This window comes from Ruegeria sp. YTSC004, assembly GCF_059609805.1.
Window position 1 is genome coordinate 39,910 of the sequence record NZ_JBXWMJ010000007.1, and the last position, 24,609, is coordinate 64,518.

Annotated in this window: 36 protein-coding genes; 17 read left to right on the forward strand and 19 right to left on the reverse strand. The window is 57.8% G+C overall.

What is annotated here, in order from left to right; genetic code table 11:
- The first annotated feature begins 27 nt into the window (after positions 1 to 27).
- Both AC2FFP_RS13440 and AC2FFP_RS13445 read left to right on the forward strand, forming a co-directional pair.
- Entirely contained in the window at positions 28 to 1,623 is a 1,596-nt protein-coding gene (locus AC2FFP_RS13440) for an MFS transporter (RefSeq protein ID WP_496881150.1), read from the forward strand.
- A gap of 59 nt (positions 1,624 to 1,682) precedes the next feature.
- The gene (locus AC2FFP_RS13445) at positions 1,683 to 2,147 is read left to right on the forward strand and encodes a GNAT family N-acetyltransferase (RefSeq protein WP_496844419.1); all 465 of its coding nucleotides are present in this window, start codon (positions 1,683 to 1,685) and stop codon (positions 2,145 to 2,147) included.
- A gap of 79 nt (positions 2,148 to 2,226) precedes the next feature.
- Here the strand turns inward: AC2FFP_RS13445 and rpmE are convergent, their stop codons facing one another.
- Together rpmE and rplS are read right to left on the reverse strand one after the other, a co-directional pair.
- Positions 2,227 to 2,448, reverse strand: a complete 222-nt coding sequence (gene rpmE, locus AC2FFP_RS13450) for a 50S ribosomal protein L31 (RefSeq protein ID WP_010437577.1) — start codon at positions 2,446 to 2,448, stop codon at positions 2,227 to 2,229.
- A gap of 11 nt (positions 2,449 to 2,459) precedes the next feature.
- Positions 2,460 to 2,843 carry a 50S ribosomal protein L19 gene (rplS, locus tag AC2FFP_RS13455; RefSeq protein ID WP_058273331.1) on the reverse strand — a complete coding sequence of 128 codons (384 nt, stop codon included), beginning with the start codon at positions 2,841 to 2,843 and terminating at the stop codon, positions 2,460 to 2,462.
- Between the two features lie 378 nt (positions 2,844 to 3,221).
- On the opposite strand from rplS, the gene AC2FFP_RS13460 reads away from it, so the two are divergent.
- Positions 3,222 to 4,025, forward strand: a complete 804-nt coding sequence (locus AC2FFP_RS13460; RefSeq protein WP_496844420.1) for a glycoside hydrolase family 25 protein — start codon at positions 3,222 to 3,224, stop codon at positions 4,023 to 4,025.
- Here the strand turns inward: AC2FFP_RS13460 and AC2FFP_RS13465 are convergent.
- The 13 genes from AC2FFP_RS13465 to AC2FFP_RS13525 form a co-directional block, all read right to left on the reverse strand.
- The gene (locus AC2FFP_RS13465) at positions 4,022 to 4,384 is read right to left on the reverse strand and encodes a hypothetical protein (RefSeq protein WP_147235301.1); all 363 of its coding nucleotides are present in this window, start codon (positions 4,382 to 4,384) and stop codon (positions 4,022 to 4,024) included. The two genes, AC2FFP_RS13460 and AC2FFP_RS13465, sit on opposite strands and share 4 nt — an antisense overlap.
- 197 nt (positions 4,385 to 4,581) lie before the next feature.
- Entirely contained in the window at positions 4,582 to 5,391 is an 810-nt protein-coding gene (gene trmD / locus AC2FFP_RS13470) for a tRNA (guanosine(37)-N1)-methyltransferase TrmD (protein WP_496780179.1), read from the reverse strand.
- A complete protein-coding gene (locus AC2FFP_RS13475) occupies positions 5,388 to 6,203 on the reverse strand; it encodes a hypothetical protein (protein ID WP_496767252.1) in 816 nt (271 codons plus the stop codon). Before AC2FFP_RS13475 ends, trmD begins: the two co-directional genes overlap by 4 nt.
- Complete coding sequence (rimM, locus tag AC2FFP_RS13480) at positions 6,203 to 6,706, reverse strand: ribosome maturation factor RimM (protein ID WP_058278985.1); 504 nt, start codon at positions 6,704 to 6,706, stop codon at positions 6,203 to 6,205. The genes AC2FFP_RS13475 and rimM overlap by 1 nt, the downstream gene beginning before the upstream one ends.
- A complete protein-coding gene (locus AC2FFP_RS13485) occupies positions 6,699 to 6,848 on the reverse strand; it encodes a hypothetical protein (protein WP_496844421.1) in 150 nt (49 codons plus the stop codon). The genes rimM and AC2FFP_RS13485 overlap by 8 nt, the downstream gene beginning before the upstream one ends.
- 6 nt (positions 6,849 to 6,854) lie before the next feature.
- Positions 6,855 to 7,490, reverse strand: a complete 636-nt coding sequence (bluB, locus tag AC2FFP_RS13490) for a 5,6-dimethylbenzimidazole synthase (RefSeq protein ID WP_496767246.1) — start codon at positions 7,488 to 7,490, stop codon at positions 6,855 to 6,857.
- Between the two features lie 12 nt (positions 7,491 to 7,502).
- A complete protein-coding gene (gene rpsP, locus AC2FFP_RS13495; RefSeq protein ID WP_170561254.1) occupies positions 7,503 to 7,892 on the reverse strand; it encodes a 30S ribosomal protein S16 in 390 nt (129 codons plus the stop codon).
- Positions 7,893 to 7,934: 42 nt separating this feature from the next.
- The gene (locus AC2FFP_RS13500) at positions 7,935 to 8,231 is read right to left on the reverse strand and encodes a chorismate mutase (RefSeq protein ID WP_170561253.1); all 297 of its coding nucleotides are present in this window, start codon (positions 8,229 to 8,231) and stop codon (positions 7,935 to 7,937) included.
- The gene (locus AC2FFP_RS13505) at positions 8,228 to 8,779 is read right to left on the reverse strand and encodes a GNAT family N-acetyltransferase (RefSeq protein ID WP_496767243.1); all 552 of its coding nucleotides are present in this window, start codon (positions 8,777 to 8,779) and stop codon (positions 8,228 to 8,230) included. The genes AC2FFP_RS13500 and AC2FFP_RS13505 overlap by 4 nt, the downstream gene beginning before the upstream one ends.
- Positions 8,776 to 9,327 carry a GNAT family N-acetyltransferase gene (locus AC2FFP_RS13510; RefSeq protein ID WP_496767241.1) on the reverse strand — a complete coding sequence of 184 codons (552 nt, stop codon included), beginning with the start codon at positions 9,325 to 9,327 and terminating at the stop codon, positions 8,776 to 8,778. Before AC2FFP_RS13510 ends, AC2FFP_RS13505 begins: the two co-directional genes overlap by 4 nt.
- Positions 9,324 to 9,836 carry a GNAT family N-acetyltransferase gene (locus AC2FFP_RS13515; RefSeq protein ID WP_496844422.1) on the reverse strand — a complete coding sequence of 171 codons (513 nt, stop codon included), beginning with the start codon at positions 9,834 to 9,836 and terminating at the stop codon, positions 9,324 to 9,326. Before AC2FFP_RS13515 ends, AC2FFP_RS13510 begins: the two co-directional genes overlap by 4 nt.
- Positions 9,837 to 9,877: 41 nt before the next feature.
- Complete coding sequence (gene ffh, locus AC2FFP_RS13520) at positions 9,878 to 11,383, reverse strand: signal recognition particle protein (protein ID WP_496767238.1); 1,506 nt, start codon at positions 11,381 to 11,383, stop codon at positions 9,878 to 9,880.
- Between the two features lie 161 nt (positions 11,384 to 11,544).
- Positions 11,545 to 12,063: a hypothetical protein gene (locus tag AC2FFP_RS13525; RefSeq protein ID WP_496767236.1), complete on the reverse strand. Its 519-nt coding sequence runs from the start codon at positions 12,061 to 12,063 to the stop codon at positions 11,545 to 11,547.
- Between the two features lie 89 nt (positions 12,064 to 12,152).
- Here AC2FFP_RS13525 and AC2FFP_RS13530 point away from each other — a divergent pair, with 89 nt between their 5' ends.
- Positions 12,153 to 12,683, forward strand: coding sequence for a prolyl-tRNA synthetase associated domain-containing protein (locus tag AC2FFP_RS13530; RefSeq protein WP_496767234.1), 531 nt, complete (start codon positions 12,153 to 12,155; stop codon positions 12,681 to 12,683).
- On the opposite strand, the gene AC2FFP_RS13535 is transcribed toward AC2FFP_RS13530, so the two are convergent.
- The gene (locus tag AC2FFP_RS13535) at positions 12,684 to 13,424 is read right to left on the reverse strand and encodes an aspartate/glutamate racemase family protein (protein WP_496780166.1); all 741 of its coding nucleotides are present in this window, start codon (positions 13,422 to 13,424) and stop codon (positions 12,684 to 12,686) included.
- A 71-nt stretch (positions 13,425 to 13,495) separates the two neighbouring features.
- Positions 13,496 to 14,077, reverse strand: coding sequence for an FMN-dependent NADH-azoreductase (locus tag AC2FFP_RS13540; protein ID WP_496767230.1), 582 nt, complete (start codon positions 14,075 to 14,077; stop codon positions 13,496 to 13,498).
- 118 nt (positions 14,078 to 14,195) lie between these two features.
- Between AC2FFP_RS13540 and AC2FFP_RS13545 the strand changes: the two genes are divergently transcribed.
- The 4 genes from AC2FFP_RS13545 to AC2FFP_RS13560 all read left to right on the forward strand — a co-directional run bounded on the left by AC2FFP_RS13545 (position 14,196) and on the right by AC2FFP_RS13560 (position 16,846).
- The gene (locus AC2FFP_RS13545; protein WP_058273318.1) at positions 14,196 to 15,074 is read left to right on the forward strand and encodes a LysR family transcriptional regulator; all 879 of its coding nucleotides are present in this window, start codon (positions 14,196 to 14,198) and stop codon (positions 15,072 to 15,074) included.
- A complete protein-coding gene (locus AC2FFP_RS13550) occupies positions 15,071 to 15,985 on the forward strand; it encodes a DMT family transporter (RefSeq protein WP_496767229.1) in 915 nt (304 codons plus the stop codon). Before AC2FFP_RS13545 ends, AC2FFP_RS13550 begins: the two co-directional genes overlap by 4 nt.
- Positions 15,986 to 16,047: 62 nt before the next feature.
- Positions 16,048 to 16,326, forward strand: coding sequence for a hypothetical protein (locus tag AC2FFP_RS13555; RefSeq protein ID WP_496881151.1), 279 nt, complete (start codon positions 16,048 to 16,050; stop codon positions 16,324 to 16,326).
- Positions 16,327 to 16,432: 106 nt separating this feature from the next.
- Positions 16,433 to 16,846, forward strand: a complete 414-nt coding sequence (locus tag AC2FFP_RS13560; RefSeq protein ID WP_496767225.1) for a universal stress protein — start codon at positions 16,433 to 16,435, stop codon at positions 16,844 to 16,846.
- Between the two features lie 2 nt (positions 16,847 to 16,848).
- On the opposite strand, the gene AC2FFP_RS13565 is transcribed toward AC2FFP_RS13560, so the two are convergent.
- Complete coding sequence (locus AC2FFP_RS13565) at positions 16,849 to 17,184, reverse strand: ArsR/SmtB family transcription factor (protein WP_058273314.1); 336 nt, start codon at positions 17,182 to 17,184, stop codon at positions 16,849 to 16,851.
- Positions 17,185 to 17,415: 231 nt separating this feature from the next.
- Here AC2FFP_RS13565 and AC2FFP_RS13570 point away from each other — a divergent pair, with 231 nt between their 5' ends.
- The 7 genes from AC2FFP_RS13570 to AC2FFP_RS13600 all read left to right on the forward strand — a co-directional run bounded on the left by AC2FFP_RS13570 (position 17,416) and on the right by AC2FFP_RS13600 (position 21,901).
- On the forward strand, positions 17,416 to 17,748 hold the full coding sequence (locus tag AC2FFP_RS13570) for an AtpZ/AtpI family protein (protein ID WP_058273313.1): 333 nt from the start codon (positions 17,416 to 17,418) through the stop codon (positions 17,746 to 17,748).
- 2 nt (positions 17,749 to 17,750) lie between these two features.
- Entirely contained in the window at positions 17,751 to 18,509 is a 759-nt protein-coding gene (locus AC2FFP_RS13575; protein WP_058278975.1) for a F0F1 ATP synthase subunit A, read from the forward strand.
- Between the two features lie 48 nt (positions 18,510 to 18,557).
- Positions 18,558 to 18,782, forward strand: a complete 225-nt coding sequence (locus tag AC2FFP_RS13580; RefSeq protein WP_005981269.1) for a F0F1 ATP synthase subunit C — start codon at positions 18,558 to 18,560, stop codon at positions 18,780 to 18,782.
- An 86-nt stretch (positions 18,783 to 18,868) separates the two neighbouring features.
- A complete protein-coding gene (locus tag AC2FFP_RS13585; protein ID WP_496767222.1) occupies positions 18,869 to 19,420 on the forward strand; it encodes a F0F1 ATP synthase subunit B' in 552 nt (183 codons plus the stop codon).
- Positions 19,421 to 19,425: 5 nt separating this feature from the next.
- Positions 19,426 to 19,986, forward strand: a complete 561-nt coding sequence (locus AC2FFP_RS13590) for a F0F1 ATP synthase subunit B (protein WP_496767220.1) — start codon at positions 19,426 to 19,428, stop codon at positions 19,984 to 19,986.
- A 268-nt stretch (positions 19,987 to 20,254) separates the two neighbouring features.
- The gene (locus AC2FFP_RS13595) at positions 20,255 to 21,115 is read left to right on the forward strand and encodes a hypothetical protein (protein ID WP_496881152.1); all 861 of its coding nucleotides are present in this window, start codon (positions 20,255 to 20,257) and stop codon (positions 21,113 to 21,115) included.
- Between the two features lie 3 nt (positions 21,116 to 21,118).
- Complete coding sequence (locus AC2FFP_RS13600; RefSeq protein ID WP_496767217.1) at positions 21,119 to 21,901, forward strand: class I SAM-dependent methyltransferase; 783 nt, start codon at positions 21,119 to 21,121, stop codon at positions 21,899 to 21,901.
- 3 nt (positions 21,902 to 21,904) lie between these two features.
- Here AC2FFP_RS13600 and AC2FFP_RS13605 read toward each other — a convergent pair whose 3' ends face one another.
- Positions 21,905 to 22,675 carry a FadR/GntR family transcriptional regulator gene (locus AC2FFP_RS13605; protein ID WP_496881153.1) on the reverse strand — a complete coding sequence of 257 codons (771 nt, stop codon included), beginning with the start codon at positions 22,673 to 22,675 and terminating at the stop codon, positions 21,905 to 21,907.
- A 155-nt stretch (positions 22,676 to 22,830) separates the two neighbouring features.
- On the opposite strand from AC2FFP_RS13605, the gene AC2FFP_RS13610 reads away from it, so the two are divergent.
- Both AC2FFP_RS13610 and AC2FFP_RS13615 read left to right on the forward strand, forming a co-directional pair.
- Entirely contained in the window at positions 22,831 to 24,030 is a 1,200-nt protein-coding gene (locus AC2FFP_RS13610; RefSeq protein ID WP_282153165.1) for an aminotransferase-like domain-containing protein, read from the forward strand.
- Positions 24,031 to 24,075: 45 nt separating this feature from the next.
- Positions 24,076 to 24,471 carry a hypothetical protein gene (locus AC2FFP_RS13615; protein WP_282153166.1) on the forward strand — a complete coding sequence of 132 codons (396 nt, stop codon included), beginning with the start codon at positions 24,076 to 24,078 and terminating at the stop codon, positions 24,469 to 24,471.
- Positions 24,472 to 24,609 lie beyond the last annotated feature (138 nt).

Here is a 24,609-nt window from a genome sequence, read left to right on the forward strand (position 1 = left end):
AAGAACAATGAGTTTTGGGGTGTATTTATGATCGACAAGACGTCATCTGACCCAACACACGAGGGGGGTGCCCGCGTTGTGCTGGCGATGACGGCCATCTGCATGATGGTTGTTGGGTTTAACACAACGGCCGTCGCGACCATCCTGTCGAACCTCAAGGCCGAGTTCGATTTGACACCATCCGGTCTGCAATGGGTGATGGCAACCTATACCGTGGCCAGCGCTACGCTGGTCACAATCGTCAGCCGGTTGGGCGATATCACCGGCAAGATGGGCGTGTTCTTTGCTGGTATGATTGTCTTCGGCATTGGGTCCGCCTCGGTCCTGTTTGCGCAAGATGGCGCGATGCTTTTGTTTGGGCGCGGGGCGCAGGGTGCAGGGGCTGCGGCCTTGTTTGGAACATCTCTGTCATTGCTCACCGCCGCCACACCCGAAGAACAGCGTGCAGGTGTCACCGGCGCATGGGGTGCAATTGTCGGTCTTGCCATTGGCGTCGGGCCGATCGTCGGCGGAGCCTTTGCCCACTACATCAGCTGGCGCGCAGTGTTTGCGACCGATCTGGTGTTGCTGATGTTCGCCTTCCTGATTGGGCTACATGTCAGCCGGCGCAGATACGTGCCGGACACACGTCAGGCCGGGGCCAAGTTTGACTATCCGGGTGCTTTTGCGCTGCTGTTGTTCCTTGGCCCGCTGTCCTTCGCGCTTAGCAATGGCGAAAGCAGCGGGTGGGCTACGCCGATGACATTGATGCCGCTGGGAGTCGCTGCGGTTGCGACAATCATCCTTGTCATCGTATCCCGCCGCAGCGACGATCCGTTGATCGAGCTGCGATACTTCAAGCATCCGCGCTATTTCATGGCCGCCGTTGGTATGTTCTTCACCGGCTTCACGCTGTTCTGCTTCTTTGTGTATTTCAACACGTTCGTTCAATCCCCGGATGCTTTCGGTTACTCGCCTGTCGGCGCAGGTTTGGCGATCATGCCGCTTAGCCTCAGCATGTTCGTGATCTCGGTCACCGCACCCCGGTTTCTGGCACCCTACAGCTTTCGATGGCCCATTGCGGTTGGCTTGGGGGCGATGGCCTGTGGGTTCTTGTTGTTGATGACAACCTCGAACTCTACCCAATATGTCGAGATCTGGCGGAAGCTGATGATTGTCGGTATCGGGTTGGGGATCTGTTTCTCGCTGCTACCCCGGCTGGGCCTGCGCCTTTTGCCGGAAGAGCATGTCGGGCAAGGGTCCGGAGTGATTAATGCCTGCCTGTATTTTGGCGCGACACTAGGGGCCGTAGTCGGAGGCTTGGCCGAAGCTATAACGACCCGCAGAGGTATTTCCGAGGTCATGAATGCTTTGCCCACCGGGTCCGCCCAGCGAGAAGATCTGGCCCATTCCCTGACCCATGGGACGCCGAGTCAAATCCAACAAATGATCGCTAAAATGGATCCTGAAACTAGCGTTGCATTGGCCAAGGCCCTTAGGGACTTGCAGGACAACGCCTTTGACAGCGCGATGCTTGTTGCTGCTGCGGCGGCTCTAGTCGGGATGGCTTTGGCGCTGATGTTGCTTCGAGGCCCGGTGCCGCCCGTACACAGCGCAGCCGAGCTGACGCGTGCGAAGAGTTGAGTTCGCTTCGACCGTTCGGAATTCTTCTATTGGAAATCCGGTTGTGATAATAGGGCGCCATGGTTGAGTTTGCGTTACTCTCTCAAAAAAACCTGCGCCCTTTGGCGGCTTTGTCTGTGCGTGAAGATCAGGCAGGGTTTGTCGCGACAAATCTAATGACGATGGCGCAGTCGATTTTCGAACCGGGGTCAGAAATCTATGGCATTTGGGATATCGGCGATGCGGTTGGTTTGCTGGCCATAATCGACATGGCGCATCCCGACGCAGATTTGGATGACGGGGATGACCCGGATGGCGTCTATATCTGGCGGTTGATGGTCGACAAATCTCGTCAGGGTCGGGGCTATGGAATGGCCGCATTGGATTTTGCGAAATCCGTGGCTTTGAAAAAGGGTCGCTCTAACCTGGTGATCAGCGTCGTCGACGAACCCGGCAGTGCGCTGCCGCTTTATCAATCGTTCGGGTTTGCGCCGACTGGCCGGCTTGTCGATGGTGAGGTCGAGTTGATCATGCGGCTGGATTAGCCACTTATTTTTGGCAACGTTCTACGCACAAAAAAGGCCGCCCCGGTGGGCGGCCTTTCGCATCTCAAACAGGTCTGGCTTAGAAGCCCAGACCTTCGTATTTCTTCTTGAACTTCGACACACGGCCGCCGGCGTCCAACAGGCGCGACGAACCACCGGTCCATGCAGGGTGCACAGAGGGGTCGATTTCCAGAGCCAGCTGATCGCCTTCGGCGCCCCAGGTGGATTTCATCTGAACTACGGTGCCATCGGTCATTTTGACGTCGATGACGTGATAATCGGGATGGATGTCTTTTTTCATCTTTCCGTTCCTTACGCTTCGGCGCCAGCCTTGGGCTTGTAGTTGGTGACTTCTGCGATACGCGCGGATTTACCACGGCGCGAGCGCAGATAGTACAGTTTGGCGCGACGGACGCGGCCACGGCGGACAACGGTGATGCTGTCGATGTTGGTCGAATACAGCGGGAACACACGTTCTACGCCTTCGCCAAACGAAATTTTGCGAACGGTGAACGCACCGGCGATGGTGTTGCCACCTTTGCGGGCGATGCAGACGCCTTCGTAGTTCTGCACACGGGTGCGCGACCCTTCGGTCACTTTAAAGCCGACACGGATGGTGTCACCGGCTTTGAAATCGGGGATGTCCTTCCCCAGGGCGGCAATCTGTTCCGCCTCAAGCTGTGCGATCAGGTCCATCGCATTTCTCCTATCTGCTCGTGGTTGGTCCACGAAGTTGAGCACGGCCTGAGAGCTCTTGGTCTTCACCGGGTCCTGCGAACAGCCCGCCAGAGGTCAGATCGAATGTTCCTTATGCCTGGTCTGCCCTGCCGCGCCGTGGCCGAAGAAAGCCGGGCGTCACGCCATGATGCAAACCAAAACACCGGAGTCGCATGTCGCGGCACCGGATTGCGCTGCTTTACGGGCTTTGTGGGCAGGGATCAAGCCTGAATCTCTATAAAGATCGGGGCGGAGTGGTAGGTTTTCGCCGCTTGTCAACAACACCGTTGCCTTGTCAGGCAGATCGGGCATTCTAGAGGGAATTATAAGAGCAGAAATTTGGAACAGGAACATACCATGCGTACAGCATTGATGCTGGCTGTTATGGCCTTCGCGACCCTGTCTTGCGGTCGCAGCAGCCCGCCGCCCCAACAGGTTGAACCAAAGGCATTTCTGAGCACCACGTCGCCTTCGGTCATTTTTCCAAGCTTTGGGGATGCCAAGCCGCATGAGTGGGAAGGCCGGCATCCGGGGCACTATCCGGTTCACGGGCTCGATGTTTCGCGATGGCAGGGTCCGATTGACTGGCGCAGGGCCAAGTCCTCCGGTGTCAGTTTCGTATTCATCAAGGCGACCGAGGGGGGGGACGTAGCCGACCCTTTGTTTGATGATCACCGGCGCGGCGCGCAAGCCGCCGGTGTTCCATGGGGGGCTTATCACTATTACTATTTTTGCCGACCGGCGCATGAGCAGGCAAAATGGTTCATCGAGAACGTGCCCCGAGGTGCCGACCTGCCGCATGTGCTGGATATGGAATGGACGCCACATTCCAAGACCTGCACCATCAGACCCGATGGCGCCACCGTCCGGTCCGAGGCGAAGCGGTTCCTTGATATCCTGGAACGCCACTATGGCCGCCGCCCGATCGTCTATACGACCGTGGATTTCTACGGTGACACCGATATCGCCCGCCTGCCCAAGACGGAATTCTGGCTGCGGTCGGTCGCCGGGCACCCGCGCAACGTTTACCCCAAGGCCGCGTGGCGGTTTTGGCAGTATACGGGCACGGGTTTGGTTCCTGGCGTTCAGGGGAAAGTGGACATCAACACATTCAACGGCCCGCCTGAGATATGGGCCAGATGGAAGGCGGGGGGCACTTAGCCGCTTGGTGCCCCATAAGTTTCAATGGTTCCTCCCGCCACAAGGTGATCCAGACGGCGTACCCGTTCTTGGCCAGATGTGTGATGCAGCCAGAACCGCTCTCCATCAGTCAGTTCGCGTCGCTCGAAGCCAAGTTCGGTCATGCAGCGGTGCACCTGGTCAATTTCACCCTGTGAGCGAAGCTTATCGTCGAAGGGCGCCGTAACGATGGGGCCAAGGATCACGCCCCACAGCAGGATATTCGTGGCGTATCCACCAATCACCGCGCTGTTGCCCCCAATATCTTCCTCGGTGGCGCATGATTGCACGGCGACCTTTGCGGAGTGCAGGTTATGGCCCGCCTGAGTGGGCACTGCCATCTCAAGAGGCTTGGTTGTGCAAGCTGAAAGGGCAAGCACAGCTAAGCATATGATTTTTTTCATTTAGCAGCCTGTTATGCGTTGAATTGAAATCGCATTTTGCAATATCTTCAAGATGAGTATTTTTTCAGAACATCAGCTTCAAGTGGTGTTCGCTAAATACAGGAACGTGCTGCATACAAGCCACACTCGGGGTATCAATCCTGTGTGTCGTCCCCGGATTCCTCATAGCGTTCCCACAGATCAGGGCGTCGCTTGCGGGTGATCTCTTCAGACATCTGGTGCCGCCATTCGGCAATGCGCCCATGATGACCAGACATCAGAATGTCGGGGATCGGACGGCCTTTCCAATCTGCGGGTCGGGTGTATTGCGGGTGCTCTAAAAGACCCGAGGAAAAGCTCTCGTCTTCGGCTGAGGCCTGGTTGCCCAATACGCCGGGAATCAACCGCACAGTTGAGTCAATCAGCGCCTGGGCTGCGATCTCGCCGCCGGTCATCACGAAATCCCCAAGGCTGACTTCCTGAACGCCGTAATGTTCCAACACGCGTTCATCGACGCCTTCGAACCGACCGCAGAGCAAGGTCATACCGTCGCAGCGTGCGAGGTTTTGCATCATACGTTGATCCATCCGGCGACCGCGCGGGCTGAGGTAGATCAACGGCCAGTTGCCTTGCACACCAGCCATTGTGTGTTCGATTGCCTCACCCAGCACGTCTGCGCGCAACACCATACCCGCGCCGCCGCCGGCCGGCGTGTCGTCGACATTGCGATGTTTGCCAACGCCGAACTGGCGCAGATCCACGGTCTCTAACTGCCACAACCCTTCTTGCAGGGCTTTGCCTGTCAAGCTTTCGCCCAGAACGCCGGGAAAGGCCGAAGGGAACAGGGTGATGATTTTCGCCTTCCAGACCCCGTGCAGGTCAGGTGTCGGAGTCATCAATTCACGCGGCTTCAGCGTGGGTCGGATTGCCTTGCGTCCGTGAGATTTGCCTGGCTTGTCTGTCATATTGTGCCGACCATCGCGTTCTTTGCCCGCTCTACTACCAGCGCTTTTTGCCGGGTCAGCTCAGCTTCGTCCAGATGGGATCGGTTCAGCGTCAGCAATTCGGCCAGCACGCTTTCCGGCAGCCTGCTGTTGGATTTTGTGGGCGGCACCAAAAGCTGCGCTTTTTCCCGAGGCAAGTTCAGGAATTCGGCAAAAGGCGTACCGGGACCAAAGCGGCGCAAATGCGTCTCTTCCAGCCACTCTTGGATCACGGTGACCGACGGCAGTTTCTTGCGAATTTCCGAGACCGTTTCCTCGAGCGGGGGCAGGTGATCCATGTTCGTGCGGAAGGTTTCGAAATCCTGGACTTCACGGGTTCTTTGAAGATCGTGAGCCCACAGGCTGCGCAACCACGCTCCGCGCTGGCGCAGGGACAGGTAGATCGTGATATTGACCTCCTGATCCTCGAACCGATCGCGGACGGCGTCCACCAGACAAGCGGCCAGATCGGGTGTAGCTGCATACCCCTGTTCGATATTGCGGCTGGGTCGCAGGCCGCTGAAATTCTCTTCACTGACGATCAGGCCACGTTTCGTGCCGAAGTTCCGCGTGGCCAGATACTCTCGGGCCTGCGAGCTGAATTCGGACAGCGTTCCCACGGTTCCATAGATGGAGTGGCGGGTCGCAGCACCTGACAGCCCCAATTTGCGCGTCTTGTAAGGCAGCAACAGTGCAAAATGTGGCCAGATCAACTCGCGGTTTTCATACAGAAACGACTGAGCTGCAGTGGTTCCGGTCTTGTGTAGCCCCAGATGCAGCAGAACGCGTCGCATCAGATCAGCCCCTCGGGCGGGTCTGCGATGATGCGGCCTTTGTCCAGATCCACGGTTGGAACAACCTCAAGCGTGAAGGGCAGAAAAACGGTGCCTTTCAACCCCGGCCCGTGCAGTTCCAGCAGATCTGCGGCGCCGTGGTTTTGTACCGACTTCACACGACCCAGCAGCGTTCCGCCGGTGTCGTAGACCTCAAGCTCGATCAGGTCGGTGTGATAGAATTCGTCATCAGGCAATGATGGCAGCTGATCACGCCGCGCGAACAGGCGGAGGCCGTTGATGGCGTCTGCCTGTTCTTTGGTCTCGATCCCACCCAAACGCGCCGCAAAGCCGTTTTTGATTGGGCGGGTCAGGACCAGCGGATAGCGTTCCTTGCCGTCTTCGTCAGTTAGGGGCGAATAGGTCTCGATATCCTCTGGGATGGCGCAAAAACTTTTTAGCCGCACTTCGCCGCGCACGCCGTAAGACCCCGCAACGCTGCCCACGCAGATCAGATCAGTCATTTGGCTCTTCCGTCGTTACACATAATCCGTCCTGCCAGTCTCCAAGCGAGGCACATGCCTCGCGTTGGTTATTGCGCTCAAAGAACACGCCCACAATAAAAACGATCAGCAACAGGATGGGAAGCCGTATCAGTCCGAACATCTGGCCTTACCGCGTTTCGATATGCAACCGGGCGCTGCGCTGTTCCCAGCCGGCACGCTCAAGTTCGGGTCTTTCAGACATTTCTTCCGGCCAGCCCACACAGTAGTAGCCTACCAGAGACCAATCGTCAGGCACAGCCAGATCGCGTTTCATCCGTTCGGGATCAAGGATCGAGACCCAACCCAGACCCAACCCCTCGGCCCGCAAAGCGAGCCAAAACAAGGTGATTGCGGCTACAACAGAATAGCGGCGCATCTCGGGCATCGTGCCCGCGCCCAGCCCCAGACCTTTGTTGGTCGTCTCGTCTGAGAAAACAGCCAGCTGAACAGGCGCTTCCTGCATGCCGGACAGCTTCAGGCGGCTGTATTTCAGCGCCTTGTCACCCGAGTATCCCGCAAGGGCTTTTTCGTTGGCGTTTTGGAAATTCTCCAGCGCTGCGGCACGCGCCGCTTCGCTTTCGACGCGAATGACGCGCCAGGGTTCGCTCAGCCCCACTGAAGGGGCCAGTCGAAATGTGTCGAGGCAGCGCGTCAGCACCGCCTCGTCCACGGGATCGGTGCGGAACCGGCGCACATCGCGCCGGAGCCGCATCAACAGTTCGAACTGCGTGCGAAAATCGTCGGTGAAGTCCTGATCCTGCACGCGCCGACCTGCTTACTCTTCTGCTGCTGCTTCTTCAGCCGGCGCAGCAGCCGCTTCGGCAGCTTCAGCAGCCTTTGCAGCTTTTTCTTCTGCGCGTTCCTGAGCTTTCTTGCCCGGGGTGCCCTTGTTGGGGTTGTTGCGCTCGGCCTTGTCGCGGGTGCCGGCAGCTTCCAGCATCCGTGCGATACGGTCGGTGGGCTGTGCGCCCTGGTCCAGCCAGTACTGAACGCGCTCCATGTTCATTTTCACGCGCTCTTCGCTGTCTTTGGGCAGCAGCGGGTTGTAGGTGCCCAGCTTTTCGATGAAGCGACCATCGCGGGGCATACGGCTGTCAGCCGCTACGATGCGATAGAAAGGACGCTTTTTCGAGCCGCCGCGGGCGAGACGAATTTTCATTGCCATGGTGGTATCTCCTTTGAATGGCGTATCCGGTGGTTCACCGGTTTAGTTCTGGTGTTTCTTGTGGTGTCGGATGACTTCCTGAATGATGAAATTCAGAAAAGCCTTGGCGAAATCGGGGTCCAGATCGGCTTCTTTCGCCAGTTCTTCTAACCGTGCGATCTGCGCGGCCTCGCGCGAAGGATCGGACGGGGGAAGTTCGTGTTCGGCCTTGAGCTTGCCAACGGCCTGGGTGTGCTTGAACCGCTCGCCCAACGTGTAGACAAGGATCGCGTCCAGCCGATCAATGCTTTCGCGATGCTCTTTCAGCAACGTCGCAGCCCGTGTCACAGGGTTGTTCATTGGCCGGTCCTCTCAGCGGTCAAAGCGGTGTCGGAAATGTCGATTATCGGGTGCCGCCAAACCTGGCAGCGTTCGCCGACAACCTCGCCTTCGCGCTCATAAGTGGCACCAAGACGTTCGGCTAATGCGCGCGAGCGGTCATTCGCGTGGGCGATGTATGAGATCGGACCGTTCACCCCCTGGTGATGGGCGGCATAGGCGCGGGCAGCCATCGCAGCTTCGTATGCAAGGCCCTTGCCTTCGAAGCCGTCGAAAACGACCCAACCTAATTCCGGCTCATCCCAGCCCGGGGCGTTGATGATCCCGGTCCAGCCTGCAAACGCGCCGCTTGCCTTTTCAACGATGTGCCAACCGCCGTAACCCATGATGGCCCAGTGCCCGAACCGGCCCAAAAGCGACCGCCATGCCTCCAGCGGCGTTTTTGGTCCACCGACCATACGGCTGCGGTCCGACGCGAAGAAGGTTGTCATCGCGGGCAGATCACCCTCTTGTGGTGCCCGCAGGATCAGGTTTTCTGTTTCAACGGTGGGGATGGTGTACGACGTCATGCGTAGGCCTCGATCCCGCCATTCACCAGATCGGCCGGCGCAGGGTGCCGCCAGACCTGCATTGTACCGAAACCCGGGTGTTCGTAGGTATAATCAAACTGCGCGCCCAGCCTTTCGGCCACGGCCTTGCTGCCCAGATTGTCCGGATCGATCAGAGAAATCGCCGTTTCCCACCCCAGCACATCATAGGCATGCGCACGCGCGGCCAGAGCGGCCTCGGTCGCGTAACCTTTGCCGGTGGCGTTATTCATCAACGTCCAGCCGATTTCGGGCTCGGGCCAACTGTGTGGGAACCACAGGCCCACATGGCCGACATAGGTGCCGGTGCCCTTTTCTTCGACGCCCCAGAACCCATATCCGCGCATGGCCCAGTGACCCAGCAGCATCGCCATTGCGCGCCAAGTTTCGTCCGGGCGTTTTGGGCCGCCGACGAATTTTGAGGCATCGCTGGCAAAGAACTCGGCCTCGGCTGCGAAGTCAGCTTCGCAGGGGGCACGCATGATCAGGCGCTCGGTTTCCAGCGTCGGGATCGCCATGGAAAGTGTCATGCCTGCACCTCGCCATAGCGCCAGACATGTTGGTCTGCGCCAAAGGCGCTCTCAGCCATGGCGTCACGGGACGCACCAAGGCGTTGAGCCAGCGCATTCGAGCGGACGTTGGATGCCGATACATAGCTGACGAACTGGCCGGACCCGAGCAGGTCAAAACCGAAGTCGCGAACGGCAGTGCAGGCCTCAATGGCGTAGCCTTGCTTGCGGTATTCGGTGCTGAAAACATAGCCAAGCTCGGGTTCTTGATCGTCCCATTCCAAGCCCAGAATGACGAAGCCAATGACCTGACCGCCATCTTTCAGGGTGACCGAGAACAGGCCATGACCATGCAGAAGCCAGCCGGAGGTATAGTAGGAAAACTCGGTCCAGGCTTCTTGCTCAGTGTCGCCAAAGCTTTCTGCACAGACTGACGTCCACACCGGCAGGTCGTCCAAAGTGGGCGCACGCAGGACCAGCCGCCGGGTCTGAATGACCGGCAAGGCCGCGCGATATTGCGCTGCTGCCATCGCCGCCTTTCCGGACGGGGGCTGGGTGCAGCGTGCTGGCGTCACTTTTTCTTTCCGAAACCGCTCAGACCCGGAGGCAGAGCCATGCCGCCGCCCATGCCAGGCATACCGGGCATCTTGCCGCCCATCGCCTTGGCGGCCTGTTCCAGCGCTTTGGGATCCATACCCGCGGCCATGTCCTCGGGCGAGGGTCCGCCTTTGCCGAACATGCCTTTCATGGCCTGTTTCAGCATCTTGCCTTTGCCCATTTTGCCCATCTTCTTCATCATGTCGGACATCTGCCGGTGCATCTTGAGCAGCTTGTTGAGGTCGCTGACCTCTATGCCCGAACCGGCGGCGATGCGTTTCTTACGGCTCGCTTGCAGCAGTTGCGGGTTGGCGCGTTCGCGTTTGGTCATGGACTGGATCATGGCGATCTGGCGTTTGAGCACCTTGTCATCCATGCCTGCTTCTTCGACTTGCTTGGCCATTTTGCCCATGCCGGGCATCATGCCCATCATGCCCTGCATGCCGCCCATCTGGATCATCTGTTCCAGCTGCATTTTCAGGTCGTTCATGTTGAACTGACCTTTGACCATGCGCTTCATCATGCGCTCGGTCTGTTCCATCTCCATCGTTTCCTGTGCTTTTTCGACCAGGGCAACGATGTCGCCCATGCCCAGAATACGACCGGCGATACGGTCCGGCTCGAAGGTTTCGAGCGCGTCCATCTTCTCACCCAGACCGACAAAGCGGATCGGCTTGCCAGTGACCGCACGCATCGACAGCGCCGCACCACCGCGCCCGTCGCCGTCCATCCGGGTCAGGACCACGCCGGAGATGCCGACTTTGGCGTCGAACTCTTCGGCGACTTCAACAGCGACCTGACCGGTCAGGCCGTCGACGACCAGCAGGGTCTCGCGCGGATCAACCGCGTTTCGGACCTGCTCGACCTCGTCCATCAGGACTTCGTCGATATGCAGACGGCCAGCGGTATCCAGCATGTAGACGTCATAGCCGCCCAGCGTGGCCTGCTGCTTTGCGCGCTTGGCGATATCAACGGGCTTCTGGCCCGGCACAATCGGCAGGGTGTCAACGCCAACCTGCGTGCCCAGAACGGCCAACTGATCCATCGCGGCCGGGCGATAGACGTCGAGCGAGGCCATCAGGACCTTTTTGCCCTCTTTCTCTTTCAGGCGCTTCGCCAGCTTACCGGTTGTGGTCGTCTTACCCGAGCCCTGGAGGCCGACCATCAGGATCGGGGCAGGAGGGTTGTCGATCTTCAGCGCACCTGGATCTTCTTCACCGCGCAGGGTGTCGACCAACGCGTCATGCACGATCTTGACGACCTGCTGTCCGGGGGTAATCGACTTGGTCACCGCCTGACCGGTGGCCTGATCCTGCACTTTCTTGACGAATTCTCGAGCTACCGGCAGCGAGACATCTGCCTCAAGCAGCGCAACCCGAACCTCACGCAGAGCGGTTTTGACGTCCTCTTCGGACAGGGCACCCTGTTTGGTCAGCCGGTCAAAGACGCCAGAAAGGCGTTCGGATAGATTTTCAAACATGCCTTCGGCCTCCTATGCCGGTTATCTGGTGGCGTGCCCTAGATAGGATGCGCCGGTTAAATGCACAAACGCCCCCACGGGCGTAACACGCTGGTGGGGGGCGATCCCTGAACGACTCAAGGGACCGGAAGATCAGACGCTTCCGGATGTTGGGTTGGGCTTTAGGCCGATCGGCTGGCAGAGTCAACCTTGCGCGCAGGAAGCCAGTCATTGACCGCATCAACCAGCCGATGCGCACCCCGACCATTTGAGAATGCCTCGACGATGGGATGCCGGCCCTCGCTCATTCCCTTGTCCAATATTAGCACAGGCCGATATCGGGTGGATGTCCCCTTATTGCTTCTCGATGCCGTGCTTTCGATCTCCGCATGGGACAAGTTTGCAAGCAAATGCTCGACGGTATCATAGCCAAAGACGGACTGCCTGCGGATCATTATTTTGTCTTTGTTCCGGTCCAAGATAACCTGAACGCGGCGCACAAAGGCGCAGAAGGCCCCAAGACCCATCCCACCGCCGAATAGGGCAAAGAAGATGCCGAACAAGATGCCCTCACCGCCCTCACTGACCATGAACAGGCCCGCGCCGACAAAAGCCAGAATGAAGAAGACCAGCGTGATGCCGATAAACCATGGCGTATCGGACAAGATCAGTTGGTTCGGAGAATTGCGCGTGACTTTCATGGCGGCACGCTAGCATCGATTTTCAGGCCTGTCGTGGCTTGAATCTGTCAGCGCATTGCGCGATTAGCGCCTCAAACGAGGAGGTACCCATGGATGCGTCATCCGCTTTTCAAGACACGCTGCCGATCAGTTCAGACGCGCTGTTGCAGCGGCTGGATGACGGGGGGCTGAGCTATCGTCTGCACACGCATATCCCCCTGCGCACGGTTGAGGATGCCAAAGGCGTTGAAGAGCAATTCCTGGTACCAGGCGAAAACACCTTGCGCCTCAAGAACCTGTACCTGCGCGACAAGAAAAAGCGGAACTATCTGGTGACGCTGGAACAAAGCCGCGAGATTGATCTTAAGGCGTTGGGCACAGAGCTGGGGATCGGTAATCTGTCGTTTGGATCGGCGGATCGGCTGTTTCAGAACCTTGGCATCCGCCCCGGCGCGGTCAGTCCGCTGGCCATGATCAACGGGGCGTCAAACGATGTGCGGTTCTTCATGGACGCCGCCGCGCAAACGGCGGACGTCATCTATATGCATCCATTGGTAAATGACCGGACTGTCGCCATGACACGCGATGACCTGATGGCATTCTTCGATCAGATCGGATGCGAGATCACCTGGCTGCCGTGATCAATCGCTCAGCGCCTCTTCGAGGGTTGCGGCGACATGGGCGGCGGACGGATTGACGAACAGGTGGCCGTCAGCTTCAAAAACAGGGTCATCCAGGTGGTCGGGAAAGGCCAGCGGCAGTTCGGTGCACGCCAGCAAGATCGCGGTTCCCGGCTTTGCGTGCCTGTCGCAGAATGTTAGTAAACGAGCGCGCGCCGTGTCTGATGCGCCGCCGTAGAAGTCACTGTCGATCATAGCCTGCATCTCGGCAATTTCCGTTTCGGGCAAGCGATCATTTGCAGTGATCCCTTCAGCGGCCAATCGGTCTGAATAATTGCTGGCCTGCATGGTCACTGTCGTTCCCAGAACCAGGGCTGTGGACGCCTTGGCAGATGCCGTGGCCTCAGCCGTTGCATCGAAAATGCTGAGAATGGGCATGGTGATACCTTGCCGGATCGCATGCAGCCGCGCGTGCGGAGTGTTCGAGGCGATGATGCCAAAGTCGCAGCCCGCGTTTTCAAGTGTTAACAGCGCCTCGCGAAACACCGCGTCGAACCCGGACCAACTGGCCTCGTCTCCGGCGGTTCCCCGCAGGGCGCGTGTTTTGGCCTGCGTAACGGATTCGATTGTCATGGGCGGGATCGGCAGGGGCGAGCTGTGGCCGCGATTGGCAAAGTGCCTGCTGGCCCCTTCTGCGATCGCTCGGTAATAATCCACGGTCGAGGCCCAGCCCACACCGCCCAGAATGCCGATTTTCTTCATGATGAACGCCCAGTCTGCAAATCTCGCTTAAGGCAGACTGGACGTTTCACAAGGTAAAGGCCAGAGGTGGATCAAGCGGCGAGTTGAGTTACCGCTTTTTGGGCATTCGCCAACGCGGCGTCCGCATCCAGCGCCATCTTGTCAGCCGCAATCACGTCGACGTCGTGGATGCCGATGAATCCTAGAACGTGCTTGGCATAGTTGGTGGCAAAGTCGATCTCAGACCCTACCTCGGTGCCGCCGGACGCGATCGCCAGCACGGCGCGCTTACCTTCCAGCAGGCCTTTGGGGCCGGTTTCCGAATAGGCAAAGGTCAGACCCACGCGGGCGACAAGGTCGATCCAGGCCTTGAAGGCCGCAGGCACCGAGAAATTGTAGATCGGCAGCCCGATGACAATGGTGTCGGCGTTTTGCAGCTCGCCAACCAACTCGTCGGACAGGGCCAACAGATCGCGTTGAACCTCGTCACGTTGATCGGCGGGGGTGAAGTTGGCGTTGATCCAGTCTTCGGTCAGCAGGGGCAGGGGGCTGGCAAGATCGCGGCGGATAATGCGTCCGGCGCCAAGGTGCCCGATAATCTGGCCGGAAAGGTCACGGGTGGCGGATCCGGTGCGGCGGGCCGAGGCGTCGATATGCAGGATGGTCTTGGTCATGTCAGGGTTTCCTTTTTGGCGGGGAATCTGCTTCCGGTCCCAATATGAGTGTTGCGTCAGCGAACGAAACGCAGATATACCAACAGGTATTGTTGGATTTTGCACAGTAGGCTTGAGCATGGATAATTGGGACGAAGTCAAAACCGCGTATCAGGTCGCTCGGATGGGCACCGTCAGCGGCGCGGCCGAAATCTTGGGCGTTCACCATGCCACCGTGATCCGCCATATCGACGCGATCGAAGCGCGGCTGGGCGTTAAGCTGTTCCAGCGCCACGCCCGTGGCTATACCCCAACCGATGCCGGAGAGGACCTTCTGCGCGTGGCTCAGGCCACCGAAGATCAGTTCAATCAGTTGGTGGGCCGAATGAAAGGGCGTGGCGATGATGTGTCGGGCGAATTGGTTGTGACGTCTCTGGCCTCGCTGGCGCCCTTGGTCGTTCCCGCCCTGTCCGAATTTCAATCAATGCACCCGGGTCTGATTGTACGTTACCTGACCGGGGACCGCTTGTTCCGCCTGGAATACGGCGAGGCGCATGTGGCCATCCGTGCGGGTGCCGCCCCGGACCAACCTGACAATGTTGTGCAGCCGTTTATCGAACAGGAGGTCGGCTTGTTTGCCAGCAAGTCATATATCGAACGCCGAGGCAAACCAGCGAGCATTGACGAATTTGCAGACCACTTGTTTGTCGGCACGGACGATGAAAACAGCCGCGCTCCGTTTTCCAAGTGGTTGCGTGCCACTGTCCCGGCCGAGGCCATCGCATTCCGCTGTACCAACAATTTCTGCTTGCGCGAGGCGGTTCTGGCCGGGGCAGGGATTGGTTTCATGGCGCGGTGGGAGGCATCGCGCGATCCGGAGTTGGTCGAAGTTATTGAGCCATTGCCCGAATGGTTCGGCAAACTTTGGCTGGTGACCCATGTCGATCTGCATCGCACGACCAAAGTGCAGGCCTTCCTATCGTTCCTTAAGAAAGAATCCAAAGGTTGGCTCTCGTGACACCGCAGGGGCGTGGTCATTTGGCAATGATCACATTCACTCTGCTGGTGGCGGGTAGTTTCTCGTTGGGATCGATTGTTGCCAACCAGATTGCACCGTTGGCGATTACAGCCGGGCGGTTTCTGATTGCGGCCGTCATCATCGGCATTGCGGCGCTTGCCACCACCGGGTTGCCGCGCAGCGCTGCGCACGCGCCGTGGCGATACGCTGTTTTGGGCGGGCTGTTCGCCACTTACTTTGTTCTTATGTTCTACGGCCTGAAAACCGCCGATCCGGTCAGCACATCCGCGGTCTTCACCCTGACGCCGATCATGTCGGCCATCGCCGGATGGGTTCTGCTGCGCCAGATCACCACGCCGCGCATGGCTTTTGCCCTGACGGTGGGGGCTACCGGGGCTTTGTGGGTTATCTTTCGCGCCGATTGGCAGTCCTTTCGCGCCTTCGAGATCGGTGGCGGAGAGATCATCTTTTTCTGGGGCTGCATGGCGCATGCAATCTACACGCCGATGGTGCGTAAATTGAACCGGGGCGAGCCCGCAGTCGTGTTTACATTTGGAACACTGGTTGCTGGTTGTGTGATCCTGACGGTGGTCGGCTGGTCAGACATCCGTGCAACCGATTGGGCGAACCTGCCGCTGATCGTCTGGGTCAGTCTGCTGTATCTTTCTATCTTCGCAACGGCCTCCAGTTTCGTTCTGGTCCAGTTTGCAGCGCTACGCCTGCCGTCGGCCAAGGTTATGGCCTACACTTATCTGATCCCCAGCTGGGTGATCCTGTGGGAGATCGCGCTTGGGCGGCCTGCGCCAACCGTCATGGTGCTGGTCGGTGTCGTTTTAACCGCGATCGCGCTTGTTCTGCTGCTCAAAAGCGAAGAGCAACCTGCGAAAGACACTGCGCCGCTCTCGGAATGACCCTTGTCTTTTGGCCGTAATCTAACAACCCTCGGGTCTGATGAACCATCCCGGAGGGAATGATGAAGCAAGCTATTCTATTTGTCGTCGGTGCGATGTTATCCGCCTGTACGCAAGGAGGGGGGCAGGGGTCGTCGGAGACCGACCTTCAAGGCAGTTGTGAGGCGCTGGTATCGGCTGAGACGGGTGTTCAGGCCGCTGACGTCAACGCGATTTCGACTGAATCGCTACCGACCGGAACAATCACGACAATTGAGGTCACTGGCGCTCAGGCACCGTGGTTGCGTCTTGCGGATGCAACGGGTGTGATCATCGGCGTCGAGTATAGTCAGGAAGGCTAGCTGGGAACCGGCCGAACCGGATGAAATGGTCGGAGTCATCTACATGAGACAGATCAAAGTGCTCTATTCCTGAGCCCGCTAACATCGGCGGCAGGAGGAAGATGCCATGTTTAATCACATTATGATCCCGGTCGATATTCATCTGCCGCCGGAAATTCGCAAAGCTCTGGATGTCGCGGCGCAAATGGCGAGATGGCAAAACGCCCGGATCACGATCGTCAGCGTGACCGGAACCCAGCCGGGCGACGTCACGCATTCAGACGCGGAGATCAGCGTCGAGCTGCAAGCCATTGTGGATCAACTTACCGAGCAGAGTGGCTCCGAGGTTTCAGCGCGCAACATCCACTCGGTAGATGTAGCTGCAGAGGTCGACGGTGATTTGACCCGCGCCGCTGAAGAGATTGGGGCCGACCTAATCGTCGTTGGGACGCACGCACCGCGCATCACGGACCACATCTTTTCCAGCCATGCCGGATATCTGGCCAAACACGCCAAAGTATCGGTGTTTGTAGTTAGATAGATCTAGGGATCGTCTGTTGCGGGCAGTTCGACTTCCAAAAATCGTTCAAACGCATCCAGATTGACCGGTTCGAACTGACCGAACCCCTGCATCCAGACGGATGCCGCGCGCAGCGCATCCGGTTCCAGCTTACACCACTTCACCCGCCCGCGCTTTTCCTGGCTGATCAACCCGGCCTTGGTCAGGATGATCAGATGTTTCGAGATCGCGGCCAGCGACATCTCGAACGGGTCGGCGACGTCGGTGACGGCCATGTCATCCTCAAGCAGCATCGCAAGGATGGCGCGGCGGGTCGGGTCGGCGAGGGCCGCGAAAACGGTATCGAGGTCATTGGACATGCTATCGCTCAATCACAGCGCCCGGTTTTGGTCAACCATTTGGTTGAATATACGAATTGAGTGGTTTTTACGCACGCCGATGGATCGGGACATTTTAATGGTGCTTCAATTACATGAATAAATTGCGTAAATTCAATTACTTAACCTGCGGAAAGTCAGACATTTAACACCGTTGACTCTGTGCCTTGCGCCCCTTAGCACCCTACCCAAGACTGTGCGAGGGAATTGCCCGTGACCGATGATGACCAAAAGCAGCGTATGGCGCAGCTGGAGGCCAAGATCACAGCGGCGAAAAAGGCCAAAGCGCCAAAGCCTCGTGCGGATGCTGACGTGTCCGGGGGCGAGCTTGCCTGGAGGATGGTCATCGAAATGGTTTCCGGTCTTGGGATCGGATTTGGCATCGGATACGGGCTGGACAGCCTGCTCGGGACAATCCCGATCTTTCTGGTGCTGTTCACATTGCTGGGCCTTGTCGCGGGCGTGAAGGTTATGCTCCGCAGCGCGAAAGAGGTTCAGGAGAAACAAGCGGCTGCTGAGGCGGCCGATAAGGACGAGAGGGACTGAACGTGGCAACTGAGACCACCGCAGCAGAAGGCAGCAGCCTGGTTTTCCATCCGATGGATCAGTTCATCGTTAAACCGCTTTTCGGTGACGGTGCGATTGCGTGGTACACGCCGACCAACGTGACTCTGTGGTTGTTTCTGGCTATTGCGGCGATCTTTGCCCTGCTGGTTCTCAGCACCTCGAAACGTGCCATTGTTCCGACCCGAATGCAGTCTGTTGCTGAGTTGGCCTATGGCTTCATCTACAAGATGCTGGAAGACATTTGCGGTAAAGAAGGCGTGAAGTACTTCCCCTATGTCATGACCCTGTTCATGTTCATCGTCTGCGCGAACTTCCTGGGCATGTTGCCCATGTCTTTCACCACCACGTCGCATTTCGCCGTGACCATCCCGCTGGCGCTGGCTGTGTTCCTGACCGTAACCGTTCTGGGTTTCGTCAAGAACGGCGCAAGCTTCCTAGGTCTGTTCTGGGTGTCCAGCGCACCGCTGGCACTGCGCCCTGTCCTGGCGATCATCGAGCTGATCTCGTACTTCGTGCGTCCGGTCAGCCACTCCATTCGTCTTGCCGGTAACGTCATGGCAGGCCACGCGGTTATCAAGGTTTTCGCAGGCTTTGCCGCGATTGCCGTGATCTCACCGGTGTCCGTTCTGGCGATCACCGCAATGTACGGCCTCGAGGTCCTCGTGTCCTTTATTCAGGCCTACGTATTCACCATTCTGACCTGTGTTTACCTGAAAGATGCGCTGCATCCTTCGCACTAAGGTCCGATACCCAAACATCGAAACTTCCAATTCGTAAGGAGAAACATCATGGAAGGCGATCTCGCACACATCGGCGCAGGCCTGGCAGCAATCGGTTCCGGCGCAGCCGCAATCGGGGTGGGCAACGTAGCAGGCAACTTCCTGGCCGGCGCCCTGCGCAACCCTTCGGCGGCTGCTTCGCAGACCGCAACCCTGTTCATCGGTATCGCATTCGCAGAAGCCCTGGGGATCTTTGCATTCCTGGTCTCGCTGCTGCTGATGTTCGCCGTCTAATCTGCGGAACCTGATCCTTACGCGCAGGTGGGTCCAAGCCATAGCGGCCCACCTGTTGTAAAGACAACGTTCCGACGGAGGACATCATGGCGACTGAACCCCTTGCCAAAGAAGTAGCTGGCACCTGCGTCGACGCCTACGGCTCGGCCATCGGTATGCCGCAGCTCTGCTTCGATTGGTTTCCCAACCAGATTTTCTGGCTGGTCATCACGCTGGTCGTCATCTTTCTGGTCCTGTCTCGCGTGGCCTTGCCCCGCATCGCGGCAATCCTGGCGGAACGTCAGGGGACCATTACAAATGACCTGGCTGCGGCCGAAGATCTGAAGGCCAAAGCGGTCGAGGCTGAAGAGGCCTACAACAAGGCGCTGGCCGATGCCCGTTCTGAGGCACAGCGTATCGCAGCGGAAGCCCGCGCTGAAATTCAGTCTGGTCTGGATGACGCGATTGCCAAGGCAGACGCGGAAATCGCTGCAAAGGCGGCTGAATCGGAAAAGGCAATTGCCGATATCCGAGCCGGCGCGCTGGAAAGCATTCAAGTGGTTGCCAAGGACACGGCAGCTGAACTGGTCACAGCTCTGGGCGGCGAGGCGGATGCCAAAGCCATCGACAGTGCAATTGACGCGCAGACGAAAGGATAAGTGACATGCGGAATACTCTTGCCCTTATCCTGACCGTCGGCACCGCCAGCCCCGCGCTGGCCGCAAGTGGCCCGTTCTTCTCGCTTGGCAACACCGACTTTGTGGTCCTTCTGGGCTTCATCGTTTTCATCGCGGTCCTGTTCTACTTCAAGGTTCCAGGCATGATTGGTGGCGCGCTGGACAACCGCGCCGACGGCATCAAATCCGAACTGGATGAAGCCCGCGCCCTGCATGAAGAGGCACGCAGCCTGTTGGCCTCGTACGAGCGCAAGCAGCGTGAAGTGCAGACCCAAGCGGATGCCATCGTGGCTGCAGCCAAAGAAGATGCTATTCTGGCGGCAGAACAGGCAAAGGTCGATTTGGAGAAATCCATCGCCCGCCGTCTGGCAGCAGCTCAGGACCAGATCGCTTCTGCTGAGGCGTCAGCTGTCAAGGAAGTCCGTGATCAGGCCATCACCGTTGCGGTATCGGCTGCCAACGCAGTTCTGGCCAAGCAGATGACGGCCGCACAGGCGAACAAACTGATCGACGCAGCGATTGCGGATGTTGGTGACAAACTGCACTGACACCGACAGATAGCAGACGAGTAACAGAAGTGACCCGGAAGCCGCATGCTTTCGGGTCATTTGTTTTCTACAGGGACGACGCGCGATCCTAGTCTAGTCACTTGTGCAGCGGATCCGAATTGTGATTTGACGGATGCGAAGGCGTTGTTTGGGCGTTTTATGACAGAGCCATAGTGCGTCTACCTTCCTTTCCGGAGGCTCTGGGATTGCACAGAACAAGGTCGGATGAAGTAGAAAACTGAAATCCGGAAACAGGAAAAGAGTGACCGTGCCAGCCACAGACAACACAGTTTCCATGAACATTGTCGGCGCGGTGCGTAACGGGGGTTCGGCTCTGAAAGAAACGATCCATCGGATCGAAGACCTGTCGAAACGGGTAGGGCAATACTCGGTCATCATTGCCACCAATGACAATACCGATGACACCGATCAGATCCTGTCTGAATACGCGAACCAGATTACCGAGGTTCAGATCATTCGGCTGGATGGTGTGATCTCGGACATTTCTGAACGTGTCGAGCGTATCACCGCTGCTCGAAATTCTATACTTGAAACTCTCGAAAAGAATGGTCGTGACAACCACCTGACTCTGATACTGGATTTAGACGGGCCGAACATCTGTCTGAATCCCGAAGCTGTTTTAGCAGCGGCCAAGCGTTCGGATATTCAGTGGGAAGCGGTTTTTGCAAACTCGAGGCCTGCCTACTACGACCTATATGCCTTGCGCTGCCGGGGGTGGTGCGAACAGGATGTCTGGCAACAGATACACAACGCGCGTAAACCTCTGTTTGGTAAACGAAAATGGCGTCGAAACCTATTGAAGGCTATGATCCATGACCGTCAGTTTCATATTCCAGAAGATTGCCAACTTATACCTGTCGACAGCGCATTTGCGGGCGCCGGCCTTTATAAAACTCAGGCGTTACGAGGCTTGAGATATAAATGCCGAGATGAGGAGGACCGGCTGGTCTGTGAACATGTCCTGTTTCATCAGGAAATGCGTACACGAGGTGCCAGGCTCTATATCGACCCGGCGTTGATGACTATCGCGCCGCAAGAACATCTTGGTGAAGGCAGCGGAGCACCATTTCCACCGAACCTACAAGACCTTTCGAGCGGAGCAACGTGATCAATGCCCTATTCTCCAATCACCGGGCAACTTGGAGTGTTGCTTTTTGAAAGCGAAGTGATCGGGCGGCACCCGGCAAAGTACTTTCTGGATGAAAGCTGCGGTTTTATCTGGGTGGAAAACCCGACATGGCTGGAAGAAGCGTATAGCGATGCCATCGCGTTGACGGATACAGGGATCGTCGCCCGAAACCTGTCGAACCTGCGCCGTGTTTCAACAGCCATGCGTGCGAATGGTCTTGCAGATGCCCGTGGGATCGACATCGGCGGAGGCTATGGGCTGTTTGTTCGCGGCCTAAGGGACATTGGACTGAATTTTCACTGGTCCGACCCCTATGCAGAAAACCTGTTGGCGCGTGGGTTCGACGCGGATGATGGAACATATGCAGTTGCGACGGCCTTTGAAGTTCTTGAACATTTGCCGGATCCGCTTTCGCACTTAAAAGAGGCGCGCAAGAAATTTGGTTTCGAAACGCTCTTTTTTTCGGCGACTTGCTTCGATCCAAGGGATCTACCGCCGCGCGACTGGTGGTACTGGGCTTTTGAGACGGGCCAGCACATCAGCTTTTTCTCAGAGCAAAGCCTGGATTATATGGCTGAGCAGTTGGAGATGCGGAAAGTCCACCTCCGAGGAGACCTTTATGCCTTCACTGCGCTGGACAGCCTCACGTGGCCCAGCCGGTGGCAGCAATGGAGAATTCTAAAAGCGTTCCGCCGCGCCAGCCTGACGCAACAGGACTATGAAGACATGAAGCAACGCGTAAAGTCGATGCAACTCAAACGTTGACGATCATAGTGTGCCTGCCTCGTGCTGAAGGCGTTGCTGAGCGATTTCTTCGTTTCTTTCTGCTTTTTGCTGATCGGCCATGCAGCGTTCAACAAAGCTTAGATGTTCTTGAACCGCATGTCTGGCCGCAGCCGGGTCGCGTGTCTGAAGCGCCGTGTTGATGGCGCGGTGCTGGTCCAGAATTGCTTCGCGCGTTGTTTGCTGGTGGAACATCATCTGGCGGTTATAGAACACGCCTTGCCGCAACAGATCGAACATTGACCGCATCATATGCAACATGACCACATTATGGCTGGCCTCGATGATAGCCATGTGGAATTGCGCGTCCAGCTGCGTCTCATCTTCGGTCGCATTGCTGGTATGGGCGGCTTCCATCTTTGCAAAAATCGTCTGTACCACCTTCAGGTCGCTGTCCGACCCCAACCGGGCCGCGCGCTCGGCGGCCAACCCTTCCATGTCGCGCCGGAATGAGAGGTAATCGAACACCGCCTCGTCATGGCTGCCGAACAGCCGGATCAGCGCCGGGGAGAAGGCTGAGCCCAGAACCTCGGCCACATAGATCCCGGATCCTGCTTTTGCTGTCAGCAACCCTTGGCTTTGCAGGTCTGCGATCGCGTCGCGCAGGGACGGCCGGGATACGCCCAGCCGCTCGGCCAATTCGCGTTCGGCGGGCAGACGTTCGCCGGGGCGCAGTATGCCGCGCAGTATCAGCAGTTCAATCTGGCGAACTACCGCGATTGAAAGCTTTTCGGTCTGAACTTTTTGAAAAGGCATGCGGGCGTCATTCCGGAAATTGGTCAAATGATATGACCACGGAAGGCGGCGAGGTTCAAGAATGCGGGGTCACGTGGTCTATAATATTAGGTCAGCATTGTTGACTTTATGATGTTCCTCTCTACGCTGGCCGTGACTGAGAGCGGAGGAGACTCATGTCTACGCACGAATTGTTCGCCACGCGGGCATCCCGGATGAAAGCGTCTGAGATACGCGAATTGTTAAAGCTGTTGGATCAGCCGGGGATCATCTCTTTTGCAGGCGGCATCCCCGATCCCGCGTTGTTTCCAGCCGAAGGGTTCGCGGCCGCCTTTCAAGCTGCGTTGGGGCCTGACCAGCAGGCTCAGGCGCTACAATATTCCGTCAGCGAAGGTTACGTCCCGCTGCGGGAATGGCTCGTCGACCACATGCGTTCAATCGGAGTGGAATGCGGGCTTGAGAACATCCTGATCACGTCAGGCTCGCAGCAGGCATTGGATTATCTGGGTAAACTCTATCTGTCGCCGGGCGATACTGCGCTGGTCGGATGGCCGACCTACCTGGGCGCATTGGCTGCATTCAATGCTTATGAACCACGTTTTGACCGGCTCAGCATCAATGGCAACCGGGGCGCGGCAGAATACGCGGCGTTAGCGGGCGAAGGCGCGGTCAAATTTGCCTATCTCTCGCCCGATTTCGCCAACCCGACAGGCGAAACCGTGGATCTGCGGGGGCGGGAAGCGCTGCTGGATCTGGCGGATGAGTTGAACTGTGCGGTGATCGAGGATGGCGCCTATCAGGCCCTGCGTTATGACGGTAATGCCATCCCCCCGGTTCTGGCACTGGAATTGGCGTGCAAAGGGTCGATTGAGGATTGCCGCACGATCTATTGTGGAAGCTTTTCGAAAACCTTGTCTCCGGGGTTGCGGGTTGGTTGGGTCGTGGCGGCAAAGCCAGTGATTTCTCAATTGGTGTTGATGAAACAGGCTGCCGATCTGCATTCGGCAACCATCAACCAGATGGCCATTGACCAGGTGGCACGGGTTTGTTTCGACACGCATATCCCGATGTTGCGTCGTGTCTACGGTGCCCGTCGCGACGCCATGTTGCAGGCGTTGCAGGACCATATGCCCGATGGCGTGCAGTGGACCAAGCCGGAAGGTGGCATGTTCGTGTGGTTGACATTGCCGGTCGGTACAAACGGGGCCGAACTGTTGGCCCGGGCGTTGGACACGGTCAAAGTCGCCTTTGTCCCGGGTGGAGCCTTTTTCCCGGACGGCAGCGGGACCAACACGATCCGGTTGAGTTTCTCGAACTCGGATGAGGATACGATCCGCGAAGGTATTCGCCGATTGGGTGAGGTTTTGCGCGCCTGATCGGCGGAAAGGTTTTGTTAACCTTGATGCTGCAATGCTGCGGGCATGATCCGGTATCTGTCCCTCCTAGTGCTGGCCGCTTGTTCGGCTGGCACGCCCCACTTTCGCGATGTGCCTGCGACCCGCGTTGCGGTGAATGGCAGTGTGTTTGACGTGCGGGTCCGCGATCAACTGGCCGAGGCTGTACGCATCAACTCTCAATATGCTCCGCGTCTTGACCCCATTCGAGACCGGGCCGCACTGGCTATGGCACAGGTGTCGGGTTGCCCGTTGTTGGATGTTCTGGGCGACGCTGCGGTCACCGTGGGCATTCTAGGTTGTGACCGGGAATTGGGGGAAAAGCTGATTCTCGGCAGCCTTCTTCGCGGTCCCTATGAATGTATCGACTATGGCTACTACGAAGACTATGGCTATCAGGTTTTTGAGTGCGCTTCTTACTGAGATACGCGCTTTTTTGCGTATTTTGGCAAGATATTGTGGATAACTTGGCGTGAAATCCCATATCCTGCGTTACTCCGTTGACTCACCCCCAATGGGTTGCGCAGACTTCCAGATATAGGAATCATGGGACGAGCGGCC

Coding starts and splice junctions, on each gene's coding strand:
- ffh (WP_496767238.1), bottom strand. CDS start 11,383: ATGTTTGAAAATCTATCCGAACGCCTTTCTGGCGTCTTTGACCGGCTG.
- AC2FFP_RS13555 (WP_496881151.1), top strand. CDS start 16,048: ATGAAGCAAGCTATTCTATTTGTCGTCGGTGCGATGTTATCCGCCTGT.
- AC2FFP_RS13445 (WP_496844419.1), top strand. CDS start 1,683: ATGGTTGAGTTTGCGTTACTCTCTCAAAAAAACCTGCGCCCTTTGGCG.
- AC2FFP_RS13545 (WP_058273318.1), top strand. CDS start 14,196: ATGGATAATTGGGACGAAGTCAAAACCGCGTATCAGGTCGCTCGGATG.
- AC2FFP_RS13485 (WP_496844421.1), bottom strand. CDS start 6,848: ATGTTCGGACTGATACGGCTTCCCATCCTGTTGCTGATCGTTTTTATT.
- AC2FFP_RS13610 (WP_282153165.1), top strand. CDS start 22,831: ATGTCTACGCACGAATTGTTCGCCACGCGGGCATCCCGGATGAAAGCG.
- AC2FFP_RS13615 (WP_282153166.1), top strand. CDS start 24,076: ATGATCCGGTATCTGTCCCTCCTAGTGCTGGCCGCTTGTTCGGCTGGC.
- rimM (WP_058278985.1), bottom strand. CDS start 6,706: ATGACTGATCTGATCTGCGTGGGCAGCGTTGCGGGGTCTTACGGCGTG.
- rpmE (WP_010437577.1), bottom strand. CDS start 2,448: ATGAAAAAAGACATCCATCCCGATTATCACGTCATCGACGTCAAAATG.
- AC2FFP_RS13505 (WP_496767243.1), bottom strand. CDS start 8,779: ATGACGTCGTACACCATCCCCACCGTTGAAACAGAAAACCTGATCCTG.
- trmD (WP_496780179.1), bottom strand. CDS start 5,391: ATGACAGACAAGCCAGGCAAATCTCACGGACGCAAGGCAATCCGACCC.
- AC2FFP_RS13465 (WP_147235301.1), bottom strand. CDS start 4,384: ATGGCAGTGCCCACTCAGGCGGGCCATAACCTGCACTCCGCAAAGGTC.
- AC2FFP_RS13530 (WP_496767234.1), top strand. CDS start 12,153: ATGGATGCGTCATCCGCTTTTCAAGACACGCTGCCGATCAGTTCAGAC.
- AC2FFP_RS13460 (WP_496844420.1), top strand. CDS start 3,222: ATGCGTACAGCATTGATGCTGGCTGTTATGGCCTTCGCGACCCTGTCT.
- AC2FFP_RS13510 (WP_496767241.1), bottom strand. CDS start 9,327: ATGACACTTTCCATGGCGATCCCGACGCTGGAAACCGAGCGCCTGATC.
- AC2FFP_RS13565 (WP_058273314.1), bottom strand. CDS start 17,184: ATGTCCAATGACCTCGATACCGTTTTCGCGGCCCTCGCCGACCCGACC.
- AC2FFP_RS13515 (WP_496844422.1), bottom strand. CDS start 9,836: ATGGCAGCAGCGCAATATCGCGCGGCCTTGCCGGTCATTCAGACCCGG.
- AC2FFP_RS13475 (WP_496767252.1), bottom strand. CDS start 6,203: ATGCGACGCGTTCTGCTGCATCTGGGGCTACACAAGACCGGAACCACT.
- AC2FFP_RS13500 (WP_170561253.1), bottom strand. CDS start 8,231: ATGAACAACCCTGTGACACGGGCTGCGACGTTGCTGAAAGAGCATCGC.
- AC2FFP_RS13540 (WP_496767230.1), bottom strand. CDS start 14,077: ATGACCAAGACCATCCTGCATATCGACGCCTCGGCCCGCCGCACCGGA.
- rplS (WP_058273331.1), bottom strand. CDS start 2,843: ATGGACCTGATCGCACAGCTTGAGGCGGAACAGATTGCCGCCCTGGGG.
- rpsP (WP_170561254.1), bottom strand. CDS start 7,892: ATGGCAATGAAAATTCGTCTCGCCCGCGGCGGCTCGAAAAAGCGTCCT.
- AC2FFP_RS13585 (WP_496767222.1), top strand. CDS start 18,869: ATGGCGACTGAACCCCTTGCCAAAGAAGTAGCTGGCACCTGCGTCGAC.
- AC2FFP_RS13535 (WP_496780166.1), bottom strand. CDS start 13,424: ATGAAGAAAATCGGCATTCTGGGCGGTGTGGGCTGGGCCTCGACCGTG.
- AC2FFP_RS13600 (WP_496767217.1), top strand. CDS start 21,119: ATGCCCTATTCTCCAATCACCGGGCAACTTGGAGTGTTGCTTTTTGAA.
- AC2FFP_RS13580 (WP_005981269.1), top strand. CDS start 18,558: ATGGAAGGCGATCTCGCACACATCGGCGCAGGCCTGGCAGCAATCGGT.
- AC2FFP_RS13590 (WP_496767220.1), top strand. CDS start 19,426: ATGCGGAATACTCTTGCCCTTATCCTGACCGTCGGCACCGCCAGCCCC.
- AC2FFP_RS13605 (WP_496881153.1), bottom strand. CDS start 22,675: ATGCCTTTTCAAAAAGTTCAGACCGAAAAGCTTTCAATCGCGGTAGTT.
- AC2FFP_RS13525 (WP_496767236.1), bottom strand. CDS start 12,063: ATGAAAGTCACGCGCAATTCTCCGAACCAACTGATCTTGTCCGATACG.
- AC2FFP_RS13560 (WP_496767225.1), top strand. CDS start 16,433: ATGTTTAATCACATTATGATCCCGGTCGATATTCATCTGCCGCCGGAA.
- AC2FFP_RS13440 (WP_496881150.1), top strand. CDS start 28: ATGATCGACAAGACGTCATCTGACCCAACACACGAGGGGGGTGCCCGC.